This is a genomic window from Pseudomonas sp. R28(2017), from assembly GCF_002112505.1.
Taxonomy (GTDB): domain Bacteria; phylum Pseudomonadota; class Gammaproteobacteria; order Pseudomonadales; family Pseudomonadaceae; genus Aquipseudomonas.
This window is the reverse complement of sequence record NZ_NEHW01000011.1, coordinates 168,390-187,567: the sequence shown is the minus strand read 5'-3', so window position 1 is coordinate 187,567 and position 19,178 is coordinate 168,390. Positions and strand designations below refer to the sequence as shown.

At 63.0% G+C, this 19,178-nt stretch carries 10 protein-coding genes; 9 read left to right on the top strand and 1 reads right to left on the bottom strand.

The features are described from left to right. Positions 1-39 precede the first annotated feature (39 nt). From CAF78_RS19920 to CAF78_RS19890, 7 genes are all read left to right on the top strand, one after another. Positions 40-1,362, top strand: coding sequence for an MFS transporter (locus CAF78_RS19920; RefSeq protein ID WP_085677015.1), 1,323 nt, complete (start codon positions 40-42; stop codon positions 1,360-1,362). Continuing rightward, the gene (gene araD1 / locus CAF78_RS19915) at positions 1,353-2,342 is read left to right on the top strand and encodes an AraD1 family protein (RefSeq protein WP_085677014.1); all 990 of its coding nucleotides are present in this window, start codon (positions 1,353-1,355) and stop codon (positions 2,340-2,342) included. The genes CAF78_RS19920 and araD1 overlap by 10 nt, the downstream gene beginning before the upstream one ends. A gap of 29 nt (positions 2,343-2,371) precedes the next feature. Then, positions 2,372-3,946 (top strand): aldehyde dehydrogenase (NADP(+)), encoded by a 1,575-nt coding sequence (locus CAF78_RS19910; protein WP_085677013.1) that lies wholly within the window; start codon positions 2,372-2,374, stop codon positions 3,944-3,946. 178 nt (positions 3,947-4,124) lie between these two features. Next, positions 4,125-5,018 (top strand): PA4780 family RIO1-like protein kinase, encoded by an 894-nt coding sequence (locus tag CAF78_RS19905; protein ID WP_085677012.1) that lies wholly within the window; start codon positions 4,125-4,127, stop codon positions 5,016-5,018. A 323-nt stretch (positions 5,019-5,341) separates the two neighbouring features. Next, positions 5,342-7,483 carry a type I secretion system permease/ATPase gene (locus CAF78_RS19900; protein WP_085677011.1) on the top strand — a complete coding sequence of 714 codons (2,142 nt, stop codon included), beginning with the start codon at positions 5,342-5,344 and terminating at the stop codon, positions 7,481-7,483. Further along, positions 7,480-8,898: an HlyD family type I secretion periplasmic adaptor subunit gene (locus CAF78_RS19895; protein ID WP_085677010.1), complete on the top strand. Its 1,419-nt coding sequence runs from the start codon at positions 7,480-7,482 to the stop codon at positions 8,896-8,898. The genes CAF78_RS19900 and CAF78_RS19895 overlap by 4 nt, the downstream gene beginning before the upstream one ends. A gap of 1,671 nt (positions 8,899-10,569) precedes the next feature. After that, positions 10,570-14,928 (top strand): S8 family serine peptidase, encoded by a 4,359-nt coding sequence (locus CAF78_RS19890; protein WP_371856916.1) that lies wholly within the window; start codon positions 10,570-10,572, stop codon positions 14,926-14,928. 27 nt (positions 14,929-14,955) lie between these two features. On the opposite strand, the gene CAF78_RS19885 is transcribed toward CAF78_RS19890, so the two are convergent. Further along, on the bottom strand, positions 14,956-15,597 hold the full coding sequence (locus tag CAF78_RS19885) for a TetR/AcrR family transcriptional regulator (protein ID WP_085677008.1): 642 nt from the start codon (positions 15,595-15,597) through the stop codon (positions 14,956-14,958). A 126-nt stretch (positions 15,598-15,723) separates the two neighbouring features. Between CAF78_RS19885 and CAF78_RS19880 the strand changes: the two genes are divergently transcribed. Further along, positions 15,724-17,760: an NADH:flavin oxidoreductase gene (locus CAF78_RS19880; RefSeq protein WP_085677007.1), complete on the top strand. Its 2,037-nt coding sequence runs from the start codon at positions 15,724-15,726 to the stop codon at positions 17,758-17,760. Positions 17,761-17,865: 105 nt separating this feature from the next. Beyond that, positions 17,866-19,158: a Xaa-Pro peptidase family protein gene (locus tag CAF78_RS19875; protein ID WP_085677006.1), complete on the top strand. Its 1,293-nt coding sequence runs from the start codon at positions 17,866-17,868 to the stop codon at positions 19,156-19,158. The last annotated feature ends 20 nt before the right edge of the window (positions 19,159-19,178 follow it).

Here is a 19,178-nt window from a genome sequence, read left to right as displayed (position 1 = left end):
TGTGCTGTCCCCATTACAAGAACAATCGGAGACCTCGCCATGATCCAGGAGCAGCGGCTCGTCCGCCTGATCACGCTGAAACTCATCCCCTTTCTGGTCCTGCTATATCTGGTGGCCTACGTCGATCGCTCGGCGGTGGGCTTTGCCAAGCTTCACATGGGTGCCGACATCGGCATTGGCGATGCGGCCTACGGCCTGGGTGCCGGGCTGTTCTTCATCGGTTACTTCCTGTTCGAAGTCCCCAGCAACCTGCTGCTCGACCGCTTCGGCGCCCGTCGCTGGTTCGCCCGCATCCTGGTGACCTGGGGCGCGATCACCATCGGCATGGCATTCGTCACCGGGCCGCACGGCTTCTATGTGATGCGCTTCCTGCTCGGTGCCGCCGAGGCCGGTTTCTTCCCCGGCGTGCTGTACTACATCACCCAGTGGTACCCGGTGCGCCATCGCGGCAAGATCCTCGGCTTCTTCATCCTCTCCCAGCCACTGGCCATGCTGGTCACCGGGCCGCTGTCGGGCGCCTTGCTGGGCCTGGATGGCAACCTTGGCCTGCACGGCTGGCAGTGGCTGTTCATCTGCATCGGCACCCCGGCCGTGCTGCTGGCCTGGCCGACCCTGCGCCTGCTGCCGGACGGCCCGGATAAGGTGGGTTGGCTGGACGATGCCCAGCGCAGCTGGCTCAAGGAACAACTGGCCGATGACCTGCGCGCGTTCGGCCAGACCCGCCACGGCAACCCGCTGCACGCCCTTAAGGATGGCCGGGTGCTGCTGCTGGCGCTGTTCTACCTGCCGGTGACCTTGAGCATCTATGGCCTGGGCCTGTGGCTGCCGACGCTGATTCACCAGTTCGGCGGCAGCGACCTGATGACCGGCTTCGTCTCGGCGGTGCCGTACCTGTTCGGCATCATCGGCCTGCTGATCATTCCGCGCAGCTCAGACCGCCTCAACGACCGCTACGGCCACCTTGGCCTGCTCTATGCCCTGGGCGCCCTGGGCCTGTTTTTCAGCGCCTGGCTGACGGTGCCGGCGATGCAGCTGGCGGCGCTGTGCCTGGTGGCCTTCGCGCTGTTCTCCTGCACGGCGATCTTCTGGACCCTGCCCGGGCGCTTCTTCTCCGGCGCGAGTGCGGCGGCCGGCATTGCCCTGATCAACTCGATCGGCAACCTCGGCGGCTACCTCGGCCCGTTCGGCATCGGCGCGCTCAAGGAGCACACCGGCCAGCTGTCCTCCGGCCTGTACTTCCTGGCCGTGGTCATGGTGTCAGGGCTGGTGCTGACCGGCGTCGTCTACAACCGCCTGGAGCGCCGTCAGCGCCTGGCATCCGTGAACATTGCAACCGACAAGCGAGCACAAGCATGCGACTGATCCAATTCGAAACCGCCGCCGGCCAGCGCCGGGTCGGCGTGGTGGAGGGCGAACGCGCCCTGGAAATCCGTGGCGTCAGCAGCACCCGCGCCCTGGCCCTTCAGGCCATTGCCGCGGGCCGCGACCTGGCCAGCCAGGTGCAGGCCGCGGGCCTGGGCGAGGGCCATGACTACCTGGCGCTATTGGCCGAAGGCCGGGTGCTGCCACCGCTGGACCATGAAGACCCGGCACATTGCCTGGTCACCGGCACCGGCCTGACCCACCTGGGCAGCGCCGCCACCCGCGACAAGATGCACCAGCAGCAGGCTGAGGGTGCCGTCACCGACAGCATGCGCATGTTCCAGTGGGGCCTTGAGGGCGGGCGACCGCCAGCGGGCGAGGAGGGCGCGCAACCGGAGTGGTTCTACAAGGGCGATGGCGCCATCGTCGTGCGCCCCGGGGCCGACCTGCCGCTGCCGGCGTTCGCCGAGGATGCCGGCGAAGAGCCGGAGCTGGTCGGGCTGTATGTGATCGGCGAGTGCGGCACACCGTTCCGCCTGGGGTATGCCCTGGGCAACGAGTTCTCCGACCATGTGATGGAACGGCGCAATTACCTGTACCTGGCGCATTCCAAGCTGCGCGCCTGCAGCTTTGGCCCCGAACTGCGCCTGGGCGCGCTGCCGGCGCACCTGGAAGGCCGCAGCCGCATCCTGCGCGATGGCCAGCAATTGTGGAGCAAGCCGTTCCTGTCAGGTGAACAGAACATGTGTCACAGCTTCGACAACCTCGAGTTCCACCACTTCAAGTACAGCCAGTTCCTGCGCCCGGGCGATGTCCATGTGCATTACTTCGGCACCGCCACGCTGTCGTTCGCCGACGGCATCCAGGCCCGCCCCGGCGACACGTTCGAGGTCAGCCTCGACGCCTTCGGCCAGCCGCTGCGCAATGGCATCGTCGCTGCCGAACAGGCGTTTCGCCCGGGCCGGGTGTGCAGCCTCTGAGCCTTCAACCGTTGTCACAGGAGTCAATCATGTCGGGAAGCAACTTCATCGGTGGCGCCCGCAGCGCCGCCGGCAGCGTGCGCCTGCAGAGCTTCGACGCGCGCAGCGGCGAGGCCTTGCCGGTGGTCTTCAGCCAGGCCACGGCTGACGAGGTGGATGCCGCCGCCCGCGCCGCCGAACAGGCCTTTGCCGGCTACAACGGCCTGGCACCGCAGCGCCGGGCGCAGTTTCTGGAGGCCATTGCCGAGCAGCTGGACGGGCTGGGCCAGGCGTTCATCGATACGGTCTGCCGCGAAACCGCATTGCCCGCCGCGCGCATCCAGGGCGAACGCAGCCGCACCAGCAACCAGTTGCGCCTGTTCGCCCAGGTGCTGCGCCGCGGCGACTACCTGGGGGCGCGCATCGACCGTGCGCAGCCCCAGCGCCAACCGCTGCCGCGTCCGGACTTGCGCCAGTACCGCACCGGTGTCGGCCCGGTGGCGGTGTTCGGCGCCAGCAACTTCCCGTTGGCCTTCTCCACGGCCGGTGGCGATACCGCCGCCGCGCTGGCTGCCGGCTGCCCGGTGGTGGTCAAGGCCCACAGCGGCCACATGGCCACTGCCGAGTGTGTCGGCGAGGCGATTCAGCGCGCCGCCGAGGCCACCGGCATGCCGGCGGGGGTGTTCAACATGATCTACGGCGCCGGCGTGGGCGAAGCGTTGGTCCGCCACCCGGCGATTCAGGCGGTCGGTTTTACCGGCTCGCTCAAAGGTGGCCGCGCCCTGTGCGACCTGGCCGCGGCGCGCCTGCAGCCGATCCCGGTGTTCGCCGAGATGAGCAGCATCAACCCGGTGCTGGTGCTGCCAGCGGCGCTGCAGGCCAGGGGCGAGCAGGTGGCCAGTGAGCTGGCGGCATCGGTGGTGTTGGGGGGCGGGCAGTTCTGTACCAACCCGGGCCTGGTCATCGGTATCGCCGGGCCAGGGTTCTCGGCGTTCGTTAGCGCACTGGCCGCGCGCATGGCAGACCAGCCGGCTCAGACCATGCTCAATGCTGGCACCTTGCGCAGTTATGTCAGCGGTGTGGCGCGCCTGCATCAGCACCCGGGCGTACGCCACCTAGCGGGGGTCGAGCAGTGCGGCGGGCAGGCCAATGCGCAGCTGTTCCAGGCCGATGTCCGCTTGCTGCTGGAGGGGGATGAACTGCTCCAGGAAGAAGTCTTCGGGCCGACCACGGTCGTTGTCGAAGTGGCCGACGAAACTGAGCTGCGCCTTGCGCTGGAGGCCTTGCACGGTCAGCTGACCGCGACGTTGATCGCCGAGCCTGAGGACCTTGAGCAGTTTGCCGCGCTGGTGCCGTTGCTGGAACGCAAGGCCGGCCGGTTGTTGGTCAATGGCTATCCGACCGGGGTCGAGGTGAGTGATGCGATGGTGCATGGCGGGCCCTATCCGGCCACGTCCGATGCGCGGGGGACTTCGGTGGGGACGTTGGCCATTGATCGGTTTCTGCGGCCGGTGTGCTACCAGAACTACCCGGATGCACTGCTGCCGGAGGCGTTGAAGGATGGTAACCCGTTGGGGTTGCTGCGCATGGTGGAGGGTGAGTACAGCCGGGAAGCCTTGAGTTAAGGCTGTTGACCTCTTCGCGGGCAAGCCCGCTCCCACAGGTATATCACTGCGTCGAGGGCAATGATGTACCTGTGGGAGCGGGCTCGCCCGCGAAGAGGCCCATGCAGACAAACGAGCAAGTCGACCCAGCCTGTGAGAGGATGTCCGCCACCCCAGCCAGGACCCCGAACGCAGCCTGATGAAGACACCAAAACGAATCGAACCACTGATCGAAGACGGCCTGGTCGACGAAGTACTGCGGCCATTGATGAGCGGCAAGGAAGCGGCCGTCTACGTGGTGCGCTGCGGTGCCCAGGTACGCTGCGCCAAGGTCTACAAGGAGGCCAACAAGCGCAGCTTCCGCCAGGCCGCCGAGTACCAGGAGGGCCGCAAGGTCCGCAACAGCCGCCAGGCCCGGGCCATGGCCAAGGGCAGCAAGTACGGCCGCAAAGAGGCCGAAGACGCCTGGCAGAACGCCGAAGTGGCGGCGCTGTTCCGCCTGGCCGGTGCCGGCGTGCGGGTGCCCAAGCCGTACGACTTCCAGGACGGCGTGCTGCTGATGGAACTGGTGACCGACGCCGACGGCGATGCCGCACCACGCCTGAACGACGTGCACCTTGAGGCCGAGGAGGCGCGTGAATACCATGCCTTCGTCATCCGCCAGATCGTGCTGATGCTCTGCGCCGGCCTGGTGCATGGCGACCTGTCCGAATTCAACGTGCTGCTCGGCCCCGAGGGCCCGGTGATCATCGACCTGCCCCAGGCGGTGGATGCGGCGGGCAACAACCATGCGTTCAGCATGCTGCAGCGCGACGTGGCGAACATGGCGCACTACTTCGGGCGCTTTGCCCCGGAGCTCAAGGCCACCCGCTACGCCGATGAGATGTGGGCGTTGTACGAAGCCGGTGAGCTGCGCCCGGACAGCCCGCTGAGCGGGCAGTTCGAGGAAGACGATCACGCCGCCGACGTCGCCGGGGTGATGCGCGAGATCGACGCCACCCTGCGCGATGAAGCCCGCCGCCGCGCGGCGCGGGATGAGGCCGAGCATGGGCCGGCCAAGGCTGAAGAGCCGACGCCGCCGTGGATGCAGTAGCGGTCTGACCGCACCTGCTCAGCGCAGCCTGCCTCTTTCTTTAGGGCTCCACCTTTCTTTGGGTAGGGTGGGGTTCTGAAGGAGTTGGCATGTAAATTAAGTAAGCGCCAGTAATATCGGCTTAAAATCAAATGTTCCTGCATATATTCCTACTTTGCAGGTAATAAGTTCCTACGCGTAAATTCGCTCTTCTCGGAATGCTCCTACATTAGTAGGTGCTGTTGGATATATTCCTACAGGATAAGTATGCCCTATGTAGGACTATTACCCTATTGCCAAGCGCTAGTATCTGCCCATGTTCAAGTCGCACATGGGGTGGACAGGTGTCCGATCTATCTGAAGTTGCTGATCACCAGGCGAGTGACAGCGGTCTGGCCTGCCTGGTCATGCTGGCGCGGTATCACGATGTAGCGGTTTCTGCCGAACAACTGAGTCATGAGTTCGCAACCGCTGGCAGGCCATTTTCAATTGCCCAGATACTGCAGGCATTTCAGCGCCTTCGCCTGAAGGCCAAACATCGGCGCACTGACCCGAAGCGTCTGGCGCACATGCCTCTGCCGGCCATTGCTTCGGATAGGCAAGGCGGCTATTTCATCATCGCCCGAGCTGAGGGCGAGCAGGTGCTGGTGCAGGACCCGCGGGTTGGTGCGCCGCAAACCTGGACGCTGGTTGAGCTGGAGCAGCGCTGGGCCGGGGAACTGATTCTGGTTCGCTCGGACGCGCCTTTGCCTCGAGGCCTCGAACGGTTTGACCTGACCTGGTTCATCCCGGCAGTGGTCAAACACAGAAAGTTGCTCGGCGAAGTATTGCTGGTCTCATTCATCATCCAGGTCCTTGCCCTGTTGACGCCGCTGTTTTTCCAGGTGGTGATGGACAAAGTGCTGGTCCACCGGGGCCTGACTACGCTGGATGTGATTGCGCTGGGCCTGTTGACCGTATTGTTGTTTGAAAGTCTGCTTAGTGGTTTGCGTGCCTATGTGTCGGCGCATACCGCTTCGCGCATCGATGTCGAACTCGGTGCCAGGTTGTTTCAGCACTTGATTGAACTTCCGCTCGCGTATTTTCAGGCGCGGCGAGTGGGCGATTCGGTTGCTCGCGTGCGGGAGTTGGAAAACATCCGCAGTTTCCTCACCAGCAACAGCATCACGCTACTGTTGGATGTGTTGTTCGTCGCAGTATTCATCGTGGTCATGTTGCTGTACAGCGGTTGGCTGACGCTATTGGTCATCGCTTCATTGCCGCTCTACTTGCTGGTATCCCTGCTGGTCACCCCCCTGCTGCGTGCCCGGATCGACCAGAGTTTTCAACGTGGCGCGGAAAACCAAGCGTTCCTGGTGGAAGCGGTCAATGGCATCGACACGTTGAAAGCCATGGCTGTAGAGCCGCAAGTCACGCGTAGATGGAACCAGCAGCTGGCGGCCTATGTTGCCGCCAGTTTCAAGACCCAGAACCTCTCCAACATCGCCAATGAAAGCGTTGCCTTCATCGGCAAACTGGTCACGGTCGCCACCTTGTGGCTAGGTGCGCGGCTGGTCATCGAGGGGGAACTGACGGTTGGCGAACTGATCGCCTTCAACATGCTGGCGGGCCGTGTGGCCCAGCCGATCATGCGCTTGGCGCAGTTGTGGACCAGCTTTCAGCAGACCGGTATCTCGATCCAGCGGCTGGGGGACATTCTCAACAACCGTACCGAGGTCAGCCACGGCGCGCAGTTGCCTGTGCTGAAAGGGCGGATCGAGCTCGATCAGGTGTGTTTCCGCTATCGCCCGGGCGGCAACGAGATCCTGCGCGACGTCAGCCTGAAGATCAGCCCTGGTGAGGTGATCGGCATCGTCGGCAAGTCAGGTTCCGGCAAGAGCACCTTGACCCGCTTGATTCAGCGGCTGTACTCGCCGGAGAGAGGGCGGGTGCTGCTCGATGGTGCCGACCTGGCACTTGCCGATGTCACGTCGCTGCGCCGGCAGATCGGCGTGGTGCTGCAAGAGAACATGCTGTTCCGGCGCACCGTGCGCGAAAACATTGCACTGGCCAACCCTGCCGCCGCCCTTGAGGAGGTCATTGCAGCTGCCACGCTGGCAGGCGCACATGAGTTCATCCTGGAGCTGCCTGATGGCTATGAGACGCTGGTGGGCGAGCACGGCGCCAGCCTGTCGGGTGGCCAGCGGCAACGGATCGCGATCGCCCGAGCGTTGATGGGCAACCCGCGCATTCTCATCCTGGATGAAGCTACCAGCGCGCTGGATTACGAGTCCGAACGGATCATCCAGCAGAACATGGCGCGCATCTGCGCCCGGCGTACCGTCATCATCATTGCCCACCGTCTTTCCGCCGTGCGCCATGCCGACCGCATCGTGGTCATGGAGCGTGGGCATATCATCGAGCAGGGCGCTCACGATGAACTGCTGGGCAACCCGCAAGGTGCCTATGCCTACCTGCATCGGTTGCAGCAGGGGGCGGCAGCATGACCACGCCAATGCTCGACCTGTTGGAGCGCTACCGTGAGGCATGGCGCAATGCCTGGAAGCGGCGCCAAGCCATGCAGGGTGCGCCACGGGAACCCGATGAGTTGGCGTTCCTGCCCGCAGCGCTGGCCTTGCAGGAAACCCCGGTGCATCCGCTGCCGCGCCGCCTGCAATGGAGCCTGCTGGCACTCATCGCGCTGGCCTTGCTGTGGGCCTGCGTAGGCGAAATCGATGTAGTCGCCAGTGCCGAGGGCAGAATCGTGCCCAGTGGCAGGAGCAAGCTGATCCAGGCCAGCGAGGTCGCGGTGGTGCAGGCGATTCACGTGGTAGACGGCCAGACCGTTGCCAAAGGCGACCTGCTGATCGAACTCGAAGGGCAGTTGACCGCCGCCGACATCAAGCGCCTGAACAGCGAGCTACTGGCCGCCCGGATCGACCTGGCACGCGCCACTACCTTGCTGGAAGCACTCGATGGCAACACCGTGCCGGCCTCCCTGGCGCCAGGTATTCCCCAGGCCACGGCGCAACAGCAAGCAGCCGCACAGCGCTGGCTGGAAGGGCAGTACCGGGAGCTGCGCACTTCCTTGCAGCAGGCCGATGCCGAGATCGCCCAGCGCGGCGCGGAGATCCGCTCAGCGCAAGCCCGCGCCGACGCGCTGCAGCAATTGCTGGTGATTACCCGCCAGCTCACGGCGGACTACCAGCAGCTATTCAGCGAGTCGGCGGTTGCCAAGCACACCTACCTGGAAAAGGAACAGGCTCGCCTGGAGCAAGAGCGCGAGCTGGCCATCCAACGTTCACGCATCGACGAACTGGGGGCGGCACGCCTGGCGGCCCAGCATCGCCGCGAAGGCGTCATCGCCCAACTGCGCCGGGCCATGCTCGACTTGCATGCCGAGGCCGACCGGCAGATCGCGACCCTGAGCCAGGAACTGTACAAGGCCGAACAACGCCACCGGCTCAGGGCACTGACTTCCCCCGTCGACGGCACGGTGCAGCAGTTGGCCATTCATACCCAGGGCGGCGTCGTGACGCCTGCGCAGACATTGATGGTGATTGTGCCGAGTGATCAGCCGGTTGAAGTGGAAGTGCAGGTCGAGAACAAGGATATCGGCTTTGTTCGAGCGGGGCAGGCGGTGGAAGTGAAAGTGGAGACGTTCACGTTTACCAAGTATGGCGTTGTGCCGGGGATTGTTCAGAGTGTTTCCAATGACGCCGTTGAGGATGAACGGCGGGGGTGGGTTTATAACGCTCGGATTCAGTTGGGGTTAAGTAGTTTGCGGGTGGGTGATAAAGATGTGCCGCTTGCTCCGGGTATGGCGGTGCGTGCAGAGCTGATTATTGATAAGCGTAAGGTGATTAGTTATTTCCTTAGTCCGTTGCAGCGGCACGTTAAGGAAAGCTTGGGGGAAAGGTAGAACATGCTCATGAATACTGTGCTGAATGAGGTGGTTGGTCGCTGGTTGATTGAGCGTTAATCGGATTATGGTTGATGTCTAGGCGGTGGAAGCGATGTGGCGAGATCTCAAGACTTTTTTAGTTCGGTTGTACGTGATTGTTTGGCAGGTGCTAAGGGTTTGTAGTGGATTGATTTTGTTTTCTTGCGCGGTTACAGGGGGTGGGGCATGCCATTCCTCTATAGATCGGAATCATACCGTTCAGGTTCCAGGGCAAGAAATAAATCGTGATGTATCTAATGGGCTGGAGGTGGTTGAGTTCAAGCTGGATGGCTTATGGGGAGGTATGAGGCGGGCGGAGTATGAGGGTTCGATTATGGTGGGGATTTAAATCGATAGCTGATGAGGTTGAGATGAATAGGACATCCAGTGCATGGTGCTTGATCATAGTCTGGAATTTACTTCGGATTATCGTTCTTTGTTTACTCTTGATTTCCCCGGTTGGATTGGGAGGGCTCGCGATCCTGAGTAAATTCTATATGGACTACACGGAAAGCCCTGTTCAGTTGTCGCCAGCAAAAGGCTGCGCGGGAGGCTATAGCTCGGAAGGAGGTATGCCGAAAAGGTAATTTGTCAAGTGTGGTGAGGTATATCTTCGATTTAGTATCTAAATTTTCTTTTTAATAGTGAGGTGTTGCTATGAAATTGTCAATTGAGGATTTGAAGCTCGCAGAAATTGCTTTGGCAGAAGGAGGGCCTTCGGCGATGTATGATTATTTGGCTGGGAAGGGTGATAAATACGCTGTGCTGGCAAATGGTGTTGCTCGAGGTGACTCCATTGCTGGGGTTGTTGCAATTAATTATATGAAGTCTGTCGTCGCAGATACTGGGATTGTAATGGGCGATGAGCAAGTCGATAATGTTCGCGTCAAGATGGCTAATGCCTACATGTCGGCATTGAGGGCTAATCTGGTTGATGGGGTTGTACAAGGGCCATTGCCGCAATCAGAAGTAGCTAGATTTCATGCGGAAGTATTTTCTAGTAGCGGATATCCGGAGTCTTCGTGGACGTTGCAGCCAATCTTTATGAGTATGCCTCAGGACAGCAAAGACATTTATTGGGAGTACGTTTTGTCTGCTGCTGGTGATATTCAGAAAGAATTAGATATGTCATTAAATACTCATATCATGATGGGGCAAGCCTCCGTTATGGGTATTCCAGAGGCGCGGGAAGCTGCGCAAAAGTGGATCAAACACATAGAAGCACCCTCCGGATGGTTCGATGTTGCAGCCACCGGGTTGAAGAATCTGTTCAACTTGATCCCAAGTGTGGAGTTGTTCGCACCAGATGAAGCCAATTTTCCAGCTTCTCCTATTAAGATCGAAATCTCCCCAACCACCGAATCCCGCCGCGACCTGCAAGGCCAGGACGACATCCGCAACGACGTCAGCGCCGGTTACGTCAACCGCCGCCTGACCCACAGCATCGCTTTCACCGACAACACCTTGAACAACACCGACTTCACCTCTGCCCAATTGGGCAGCCTGGCCACGGGCGGCATCCGCCCCGGCGAACTGCAGGTAGACCCCAACGTGCGCCCCAACCAGCACTTGGCGCAGTTCTACCAGGATGGCGCTGACCAGCCCGACTTCAGCTTGCGCAACGCCGCCGTCCTGAACGGCCTGGCCGCCATGACCACGGTCAACACCTTCGTCGACCCGCTGCTGTTCGACCTTAGCGGCCAAGGCGCAGGGCTGACCGGCATCGAGGACGCAGTGCTGTTCGATGTCGACAACAGCGGCCAGCTGCGGCGTACAGGCTGGGCCGACCGGCAGACCGGGATGCTGGTGCACGACGACGGCAGTGGCCAGGTCGTCAGCATCCGCCAGCTGTTCTCTGAATACTTCGGCGGCCAGGCAGGGAGCAACGGCGCACCTGGCCAGGCGCCATTCAAGGATGGCTTCGCCGCGCTGGCCAGCGTCGATGCCAATGCCGATGGCTTGATTACCCCCGAAGATGCGGCATGGGCACAGTTGAAGCTGTGGGTCGATGCCAACCATGATGGCCGAACCGATGCCGGTGAACTCAAGACATTGCCGGAACACGGCATCACGCAGATCGACCTGCGTCAGGTCCAGCCAGTGAACGAGGTGCGTCACGGTAACGAAGTCATCTCCCGCGGCGCTTTCATGGCCAATGGCGTGGAGCGGGAAGTGCTGGCAGTGAAGTACCTCGCCGACACAGTGGCCAATCTTGTGGAGCAGCAAGACGGTGCCACCTTGCTGACCTCCATCAGCGGATCGACCTCGCGCCGTGCCTATATCAGCAACAGCCCGCAAGGCACCGAGCTCGATGCCGCCGTGCTGGGCGTGGATACCGTGCAGGGCGGGGCGGGAGACGATGTGCTCAAGGCCGCCCCGGGCGGTAGCTGGCTGGTTGGCGGCGCCGGTAGCAACACCTATGTGGGCGGCGCCGGTGACGATGTGCTGGTGATCAGCGCCACTGACCAGTTGGCGAACATCCGTGGCAACGGTGGGCGTGACACTGCACTGATCGTCGGCGAGCAGGGTGTCGGCCTGAACATGGCCGAAGCCGGGCTGACCATTGCCCAGGGCGGGCGTGGCAAGGACGTCATCGTCAGTGGCGGGCAGCGCGGTGTTTTCATCAAGGGCGGATCGGGTAACAGCCTGCTGATCGGTGGCGGCGGCAATGATGTGCTGGTCGGGGGCACGGGTCGTAACACCATCATCGGTGGTACCGGCAAGGCAGTGATTTATGCCGGCCCCAATGGCGATCGGATTCAGGCCTCGGCCGCTGGCAGCATCATTCATGCCGGTGGTGGTGCAGACCAGATCATGGGCGGTGCGGCGGATGACGTCATCGAGGCTGGGCGCGGCAATGCCACCATCGACGGCGCAGGCGGCGTCAACCTCGTCACCCTGCATGGCAATCACGATGAGTACCTGATTACCCGCACGGCGACGGGTTATCAGGTAAGCGATCGGCAGGCCGAGCGCGATGGCAGCCTCACCCTGAGCAATGTGCAGAAACTCAGTTTTGCCGATATCGCGTCGGTCGACCTGCAGGGCCCCGGCGCACTGCCGATTGGCGATACGCTTGCCCCCGAACAGATGGCGGCATTCACCACCACGCCAGCTGCACTGGTCATTCCTGCCTCGGTGCTGTTGGCCAATGACCAGCTACTCAATAGTACTGGCCCGCTGCGGATTGCCTCGGTCGGCGACGGCAAGGGCGCGACCGTTCGGCTCAATGAGCAGGGTGATGTCGAGGTCACGCCGTTGCCCGGCCATGACACGGATGTGACTTTCCGCTACGACCTGGCCGATGCTGCCGGCAACCCATCGCTGGGCGTGACAGAGTTCGCCAGCGGCGCATCGGCCCCTTTGCGCGCCACGGTGACCCTGCGTCACGAGCAGTCGCCTGTCGATCCGTTGGCAGCGCGCCAGTGGTACCTCAATGAGATCGACGTTCAGCCGGTCTGGCGTGACTTCTCGGGCAAGGGCGTGAGGATCGGCCAGTTCGAGCCGGGGGGCGAATTTGCCGTTGCGCCGGAGATCTTCGACATCCAGCACCCGGACCTGCAAGCCAACATCGACCCCATCTGGCTGCAGACTCAGCGCAGCAATGGCACACTGCCGGCCCTGGCGTCCAACCATGCGACGCAAGTGGCGGGGGTCATGGTCGGCGCGCGCAATGATCAAGGCGGCATCGGCATCGCCTACGACGCGAAACTCGGTGGGCACTACCTGGCCAACAAAGGCGATGACCTGACCAACCTGGGGCAGATGGTCAATTACGACATCGCCAACCACAGCTGGGGCTTCAGGACCGACTTCGCCATCGGCAACGTGCCCGAGGGCAGGGTCGATACGTCCCTGGCCCTGGCCTTCAGCGCAACGCTGGCGGCCACCAACGGGCGCGGCGGGTTGGGGACCGTCATTGTCACCTCGGGCGGCAACCAGCGCGAACACGGTGGCAGCGCGCAAGGTTCGCTGATCAACAACAGCCGTCACGCCATCGAAGTGGCAGCCATCAATGCCAGGGCAGACCTTTCGGTACTGCAGGTGGCCAGCGCGCCGTTTTCCAACCCCGGTTCAAGCCTGCTGGTGGCGGCACCGGGTAGCCACGTGCTGTCCAGCGGTATCAACCTGGAGGCCGAGCGTGGCGCCAAGGTCGGCAGTGCCTATGGCACGACCCAGGGCACCAGTTTCGCCGCGCCGATCGTCTCAGGTGTGGTGGCGTTGATGCTGCAGGCCAACCCGGCGCTTGGCTACCGGGATGTGCAGCAGATCCTGGCGCTGTCCGCACGCAAGGTCGATGACCCAGCTACCGCTTGGCGCGACAACGCCGGGCTCAACTGGAATGGCGGTGGCATGCGTGCCAGTCACGACTACGGGTTCGGCATGATCGACGCTCGCGCCGCCGTGCGCCTGGCCGAGTCGTGGGCTGGCCAGGCAAGCAAGGCCAACGAGCAGCAGCTGGCGGCCGACAGCGAAGCGCTTGCGCAGGTGATTGCGCCCGGTCAGGTCAGCACATTCGCCTTGAGCATGCCGGCCGGGGTCCTGGTGGAGCATGTCGAAGTCGATGTTCACTCGCAGGTCGGCCGCCTCGGCGATATGACCGTTACGCTGGTGTCTCCCGGTGGAACGCGCAGTGTACTGCTGGACCGCGCCGGCAAGGCGCCGGGCTCGGCGGACGATGACCTGGGCAATCCACGTTCAGGCGAATTCAAGTACGGATTCATGTCGACCCACCATCGCGGTGAGCGCTCCGCAGGCGAATGGCGTCTGGAAGTCAGCAATGCCAGCAACGGGCTGCCGCTGACGCTTGATCGCTGGGCACTACGTGTCGTGGGCAGCCCCAGCAATGGCAACGATGTCTATTACTACACCAATGACTACGCCGATGCCGTGACCCAGAACGCTGCGCGTGCCGTGCTGGACGATGCGGTCAACGGCACCGCAGGCGGGCGCAATACCCTCAATGCCGCTGCGCTCAGCCGCAGTATTTCGGTCGATCTGGTCAGTGGCATCGCCAGCATTGGCGGGACCGCACTCACCATTGCCCCTGGTGCGGTGCACAACCTGATCGGTGGTGACGGTGACGACACGCTCATTGCCGGGGTGGACGGTGCATGGCTCGATGGCGGACGTGGTTACAACCTGCTCAAAGGCGGCAGCGGCACGGATCGCTATGTCATTCACAATCGTGCCTCTGGCCGTGATGAGGTCGAACAGTTCGAGCAGTCCCGAGAAGTCGTCGACCTGATCGGTTTTGGCAGCAAGGCCTTTACCGACTTGCAACTGAGCCAGGAAGGTACTGCTGCCGTGGTCGATCTGGGTAATGGGCAGACGCTGCGCTTCGCCGATCGAGGCGTTGCCGAACTGCAGCCGAGCAACTTCCGCTTCCTGGACACGCTGATTGCTGCGCCGGGCTATTTCGATGGCAGCCCCGAAGGGCAGACGCCAGCACCTGCTGACGGTACCGTACTGCTCAGCGGGGGGGCAGAAGGTGTGTCACTGACATCGGATGTTTCGGGGCAGTTTGTCGCATCGCTGAAAGGCACGATCTATGGCCCGGCAAGTGTTGCTCCCAGTGTCTTCGTGGTGGGCAAGCAAGAGGGTGTGACCGACTACAAGAACACGGTGCGTGGTTTCCGGCACGGTATCGACAAGATCGACCTGAGCCAGACCGGCATCAGCCGCTACGAAGACTTGCAGCTCACCAAGGACGAGCGCTTCGAGTTGAACGGGTTTGCCCAGATACACGGTGTGACGGTGGCGGGGCAGGACAACACGGTGAAACTGCTGTACCTGGATGCACTGGAGCTGGCCCAGGTAACGGTCGAAGACTTCATCTTCGCCCCGCCTGCAGCGGCGGGCTTGCCCGCCATGGCACCCGCAGCGCTGCCCAACCTTGCCAACCTGGTGGATGCCATGGCGGCGTTCGCCCCGGAGCCAGCCAGTAGCAAGCTGCTTGCCGAGGCGCCCACGCAGCGCTGGGAGTCGACCATTGCCGTAGCCGCATGACTTAGCTCGCGTACGACGGTGTTCACTTCACGCGCCGGGCGGCACAAAGTCATTGCGCTGGTAGAAGCGCTCCAGCTCATGTGCCGCCGGTTCCTCGCCGGTAAAGATGCGCAGGTACTCCGGTATGAAGCGCATCCGGTATTCCAGCGGCTCGACGGTCTTCATGCTGATATAGCCGATCTGCGCCAGGTAGATCGACCGGGCGCGGGTGGCGGCGGCGTCTTCGCTGAAGCCGAAGCGGTCGAACATCGCCTTCAGCGCTGCCATGCGCACGTTGTCGGCCTGCTTGATTTCCTCGGCGACTTGCTCCGACTGCAGCGCCCAGCTGCGCATGGCGAATTCGCATTGCGAGTCGAACAGCTCGCTGTTCAGCCAACAGTCGAACACATTGAGGATCGCCTCGGTGATCGATGCCGCGTAGGCCTGGGTATGGCTCACCAGGTTGCGCGTGTTCTTGTTCTTCCACTGCTCGATCAGCGCCGCGAGCAAGGCTTCGCGGTCTTCGAAGTACCAGTAGAAACTGGTGCGGGCGAGGTTGAGCTTCTTGGCCAACGGCAGCACACGCACGGCATCCACCCCCGACTCCTTGAGGGTTTCGAAGGCCGCGTTGAGCCAGCTCTCGATCGAGCCGCGGGTGGCGATTTCCGGATGGTTCGAGGTCATGTTCATAGGCGCATTGTTCCGTATCCATGGGGGCCTGACAAGCTCAATGTACACCACTGTCTAATTTATTGACACCTGTGTACATGGGGGCTAATGTCGATTTTGCCTGATGACCTGAACGCGAGAACGACCATGTCCAATGATCCTTTGCTTCAGCCGTATCAACTCAAGCACCTCACCCTGCGCAACCGCATCATCACCACCTCCCACGAACCCGCCTACCCCGAAGACGGCATGCCCAAGCAGCTGTACCGCGCCTATCATGTCGAGCGCGCCAAGGCCGGCGTGGCCATGACCATGACCGCCGGTTCCGCTGCCATTTCCCGCGACAGCCCGCCGGTGTTCAACAACGTGCTGGCCTACAAGGACGAAGTGGTCGGCTGGATGAAGGACCTCACCGACGAATGCCACGAGCACGGCGCAGCGGTGATGATCCAGCTCACCCACCTGGGCCGCCGCACCCGCTGGGACAAGGGTGACTGGCTGCCGGTAGTGTCGCCGTCGCACAACCAGGAGCCGGCACACCGCGCCTTCCCCAAGCGCCTGGAGATCTGGGACATCGAGCGCATCGTCAAGGATTACGCCGATGCTGCCGAACGCATGCAGGCCGCCGGGCTCGACGGCATCGAACTGCAGGCCTACGGCCACCTGATGGACCAGTTCTGGTCGCCGCTGACCAACGAATTGCAGAACGTCTACGGCGGCTCACTGGAAAACCGCCTGCGCTTTACCTTCGAGGTGCTCACGGCCATCCGCAAGCGGGTCGGCAACCAGTTCATCGTCGGCATCCGCTACACCGGTGACGAGGTGCTGGCCGGGGGCCTGACCAAGGACGAGGGGCTGCAGATTTCGCAGTTGCTGAAGAACAGCGGCATGATCGATTTCCTCAACGTGATCCGCGGCAACATCGCCACCGACGCCGGCCTGACCGACATCATCCCGATCCAGGGCATGCGCAACGCGCCACACCTGGACTTCGCCGGCGAAATCCGCTCGCTGACCGGCTTCCCGACCTTCCATGCGGCGAAGATCCCGGACGTGGCCACCGCCCGCCATGCCATTGCCAGCGGCAAGGTGGACATGGTCGGCATGACCCGTGCGCACATGACCGACCCACACATCGTGCGCAAGATCATCGAAGGCCGCGAAGACGACATCCGCCCCTGCGTCGGTGCCAACTACTGCCTCGACCGCATCTACCACGGCGGCGCCGCCTACTGCATCCACAACGCGGCCACCGGCCGCGAAACCACCATGCCGCACCAGATTCCCAAGGCCGGGCGCAAACGCAAGATCGTCATCGTCGGTGCCGGCCCGGCGGGCCTGGAGGCTGCGCGGGTAGCGGGCGAACGAGGCCATGAGGTGGTGGTGTACGAGGTGGCCGACAAGGCTGGCGGGCAGATCCGCCTGACCGCGCAGTCCGAGCGGCGCAAGGAGATGATCAGCATCATCGACTGGCGTCTGGCCCAGTGTGAGCGCCTCGGTGTGACCTTCCACTACAACGTCTGGGCCGACAGCCAGATCATCCTCGACGAGGCTCCCGACGTGGTCATCGTCGCCACCGGCGGGCTGCCGCACACCGAGGTGCTGGAGCAAGGCAATGACCTGGTGGTGTCGAGCTGGGACATCATTTCTGGCGACGTCAAACCCGGGCGCAACGTGCTGGTGTACGACGATGCCGGCGACCACGCCGCGTTGCAGGCTTCCGAGTTCATCGCCCGGAGTGGTGCGCGCACCGAGATCATGACCCCCGACCGCAGCTTCTCGCCAGAGGTCATGGGCATGAACCTGGTGCCCTACATGCGCGCATTGCAGCCACTGGACACCACCTTCACCGTGACCTGGCGCCTGAAAGCGGTAAGCAGGACCGCCGACGGCCTGCTGGCCACCATCGGCACCGACTACAGCGAGCTGCGCCAGACCCGGCTGGTCGACCAGGTGGTGGTCAACCACGGCACCCGCCCACTGGACGACCTGTATTTCCAGCTGTGCCCGCTGTCGAGCAACGAAGGTGCGGTGGAATACGCGGACCTGATCGCCGGCCGCCCACAGGCCGTGGCCCGCCGCGAAGATGGCCGTTTCCAGCTGTTCCGCATCGGCGATGCGGTGGCCTCGCGCAACACCCATGCCGCCATCTACGACGCCCTGCGCCTGGCCAAGGACCTCTGAACCACGCGCCACCACAACCAATAAGAACAGCAGCACCCGTTTCGCGCTTCCTTGTTACTGCCCTGGCTCCAACAACGACAACGATATCCAGTGGAGAGTGTAACCATGCACATCGGTACCCGACCGAGCACCGCGCCATCCCTGCAGTTTCGTGACGACTTCAGTGTCACCGGCCATGCCCTGGCCCCGGTGGACAGCGAGCTGCTCGCCGCCCAGGCCGCGATCGACCGCAAGGCCCTGCGCCGCTACCGCCTCGAACGGATTCGCCAGCAACTGCGCGCCCATGACTATGGCGGCATCCTGCTCGCCGACCCGATCAACATCCGTTACGCCACCGACACCAACAACCTCGGCCTGTGGGTCATGCATTCGCCCAGCCGCTATGTGTTCGTGCCCACCGAGGGCCCGGTGGTGCTGTTCGAATTCACCAGCAGCCGGCACAACAGCGAGCACGTCGAGACCATCGACGAGATCCGCCCGGCATTGCCTTGGCTGTATTTCCTTGCCGGCCCGCGGGTCGATGAGAAGGCCGCGCTGTGGGCGGCCGAAGTGGCCGAGCTGATGGTCCGCCACAGCGGTGGCAACCGTCGCCTGGCGGTGGACCGCTGCGACCCGTGGGGCGCCGAGAAGCTCAAGGCCAGGGGCATCGAGCTGTTCGATGCGCAGCCATTGATGGAACAGGCCCGGCTGATCAAGTCGGCCGAGGAGGTCGCCAGTCACCGGGTATCGATGGCGGTCTGCGACCTGGCCATCGCCCGCATGCGTGCCAGCTTGCAGCCAGGCATCACCGAGAACCAGTTGTGGAGCATTCTGCATGGCACCAACGTCGCCCAGGGCGGCGAGTGGGCCGAAAGCCGCCTGCTCAGCTCCGGGGCGCGCACCAACCCGTGGTTCCAGGACGCCACCGACAAGGTCATCGAAGCGGGCGAGATGGTCTGCTTCGACACCGACATGGTCGGCCCAGGTGGCTACCTGTCGGACATCTCGCGCAGCTTCGTCTGCCCCGGCAAGCCGGTGACGGCGGCCCAGCGCGAACTGATCGACATCGCCAGCCAGCAGATCAGCCACAACGTCGCGCTGCTGCGCCCGGGCCTGTCGTTCCGCGAATTCGCCGAGCGCTGCTGGCCAGTGCCGGGCAGGTTCGAGCACAACCGCTACATGATGATGCTGCACGGTGTCGGCCTGGTCGACGAATACCCCAGCGTGGCTTACGCCGTGGACTTCGCCGAGTGGGGCTACGACGGCCTGTTCCAGGAAAACATGGTGGTCTCGGTGGAAAGCTACATCGGCGAGCGCGGCGGGCGCGAAGGCGTGAAGCTGGAAGAGCAGGTGCTGATCACCGCCCAGGGCGCGCTCAAGCTGTCGAGCACGCCCCTGGTCGATGACCAGCGGCCTTGAGCGGAGGGCCTGCCCATGAA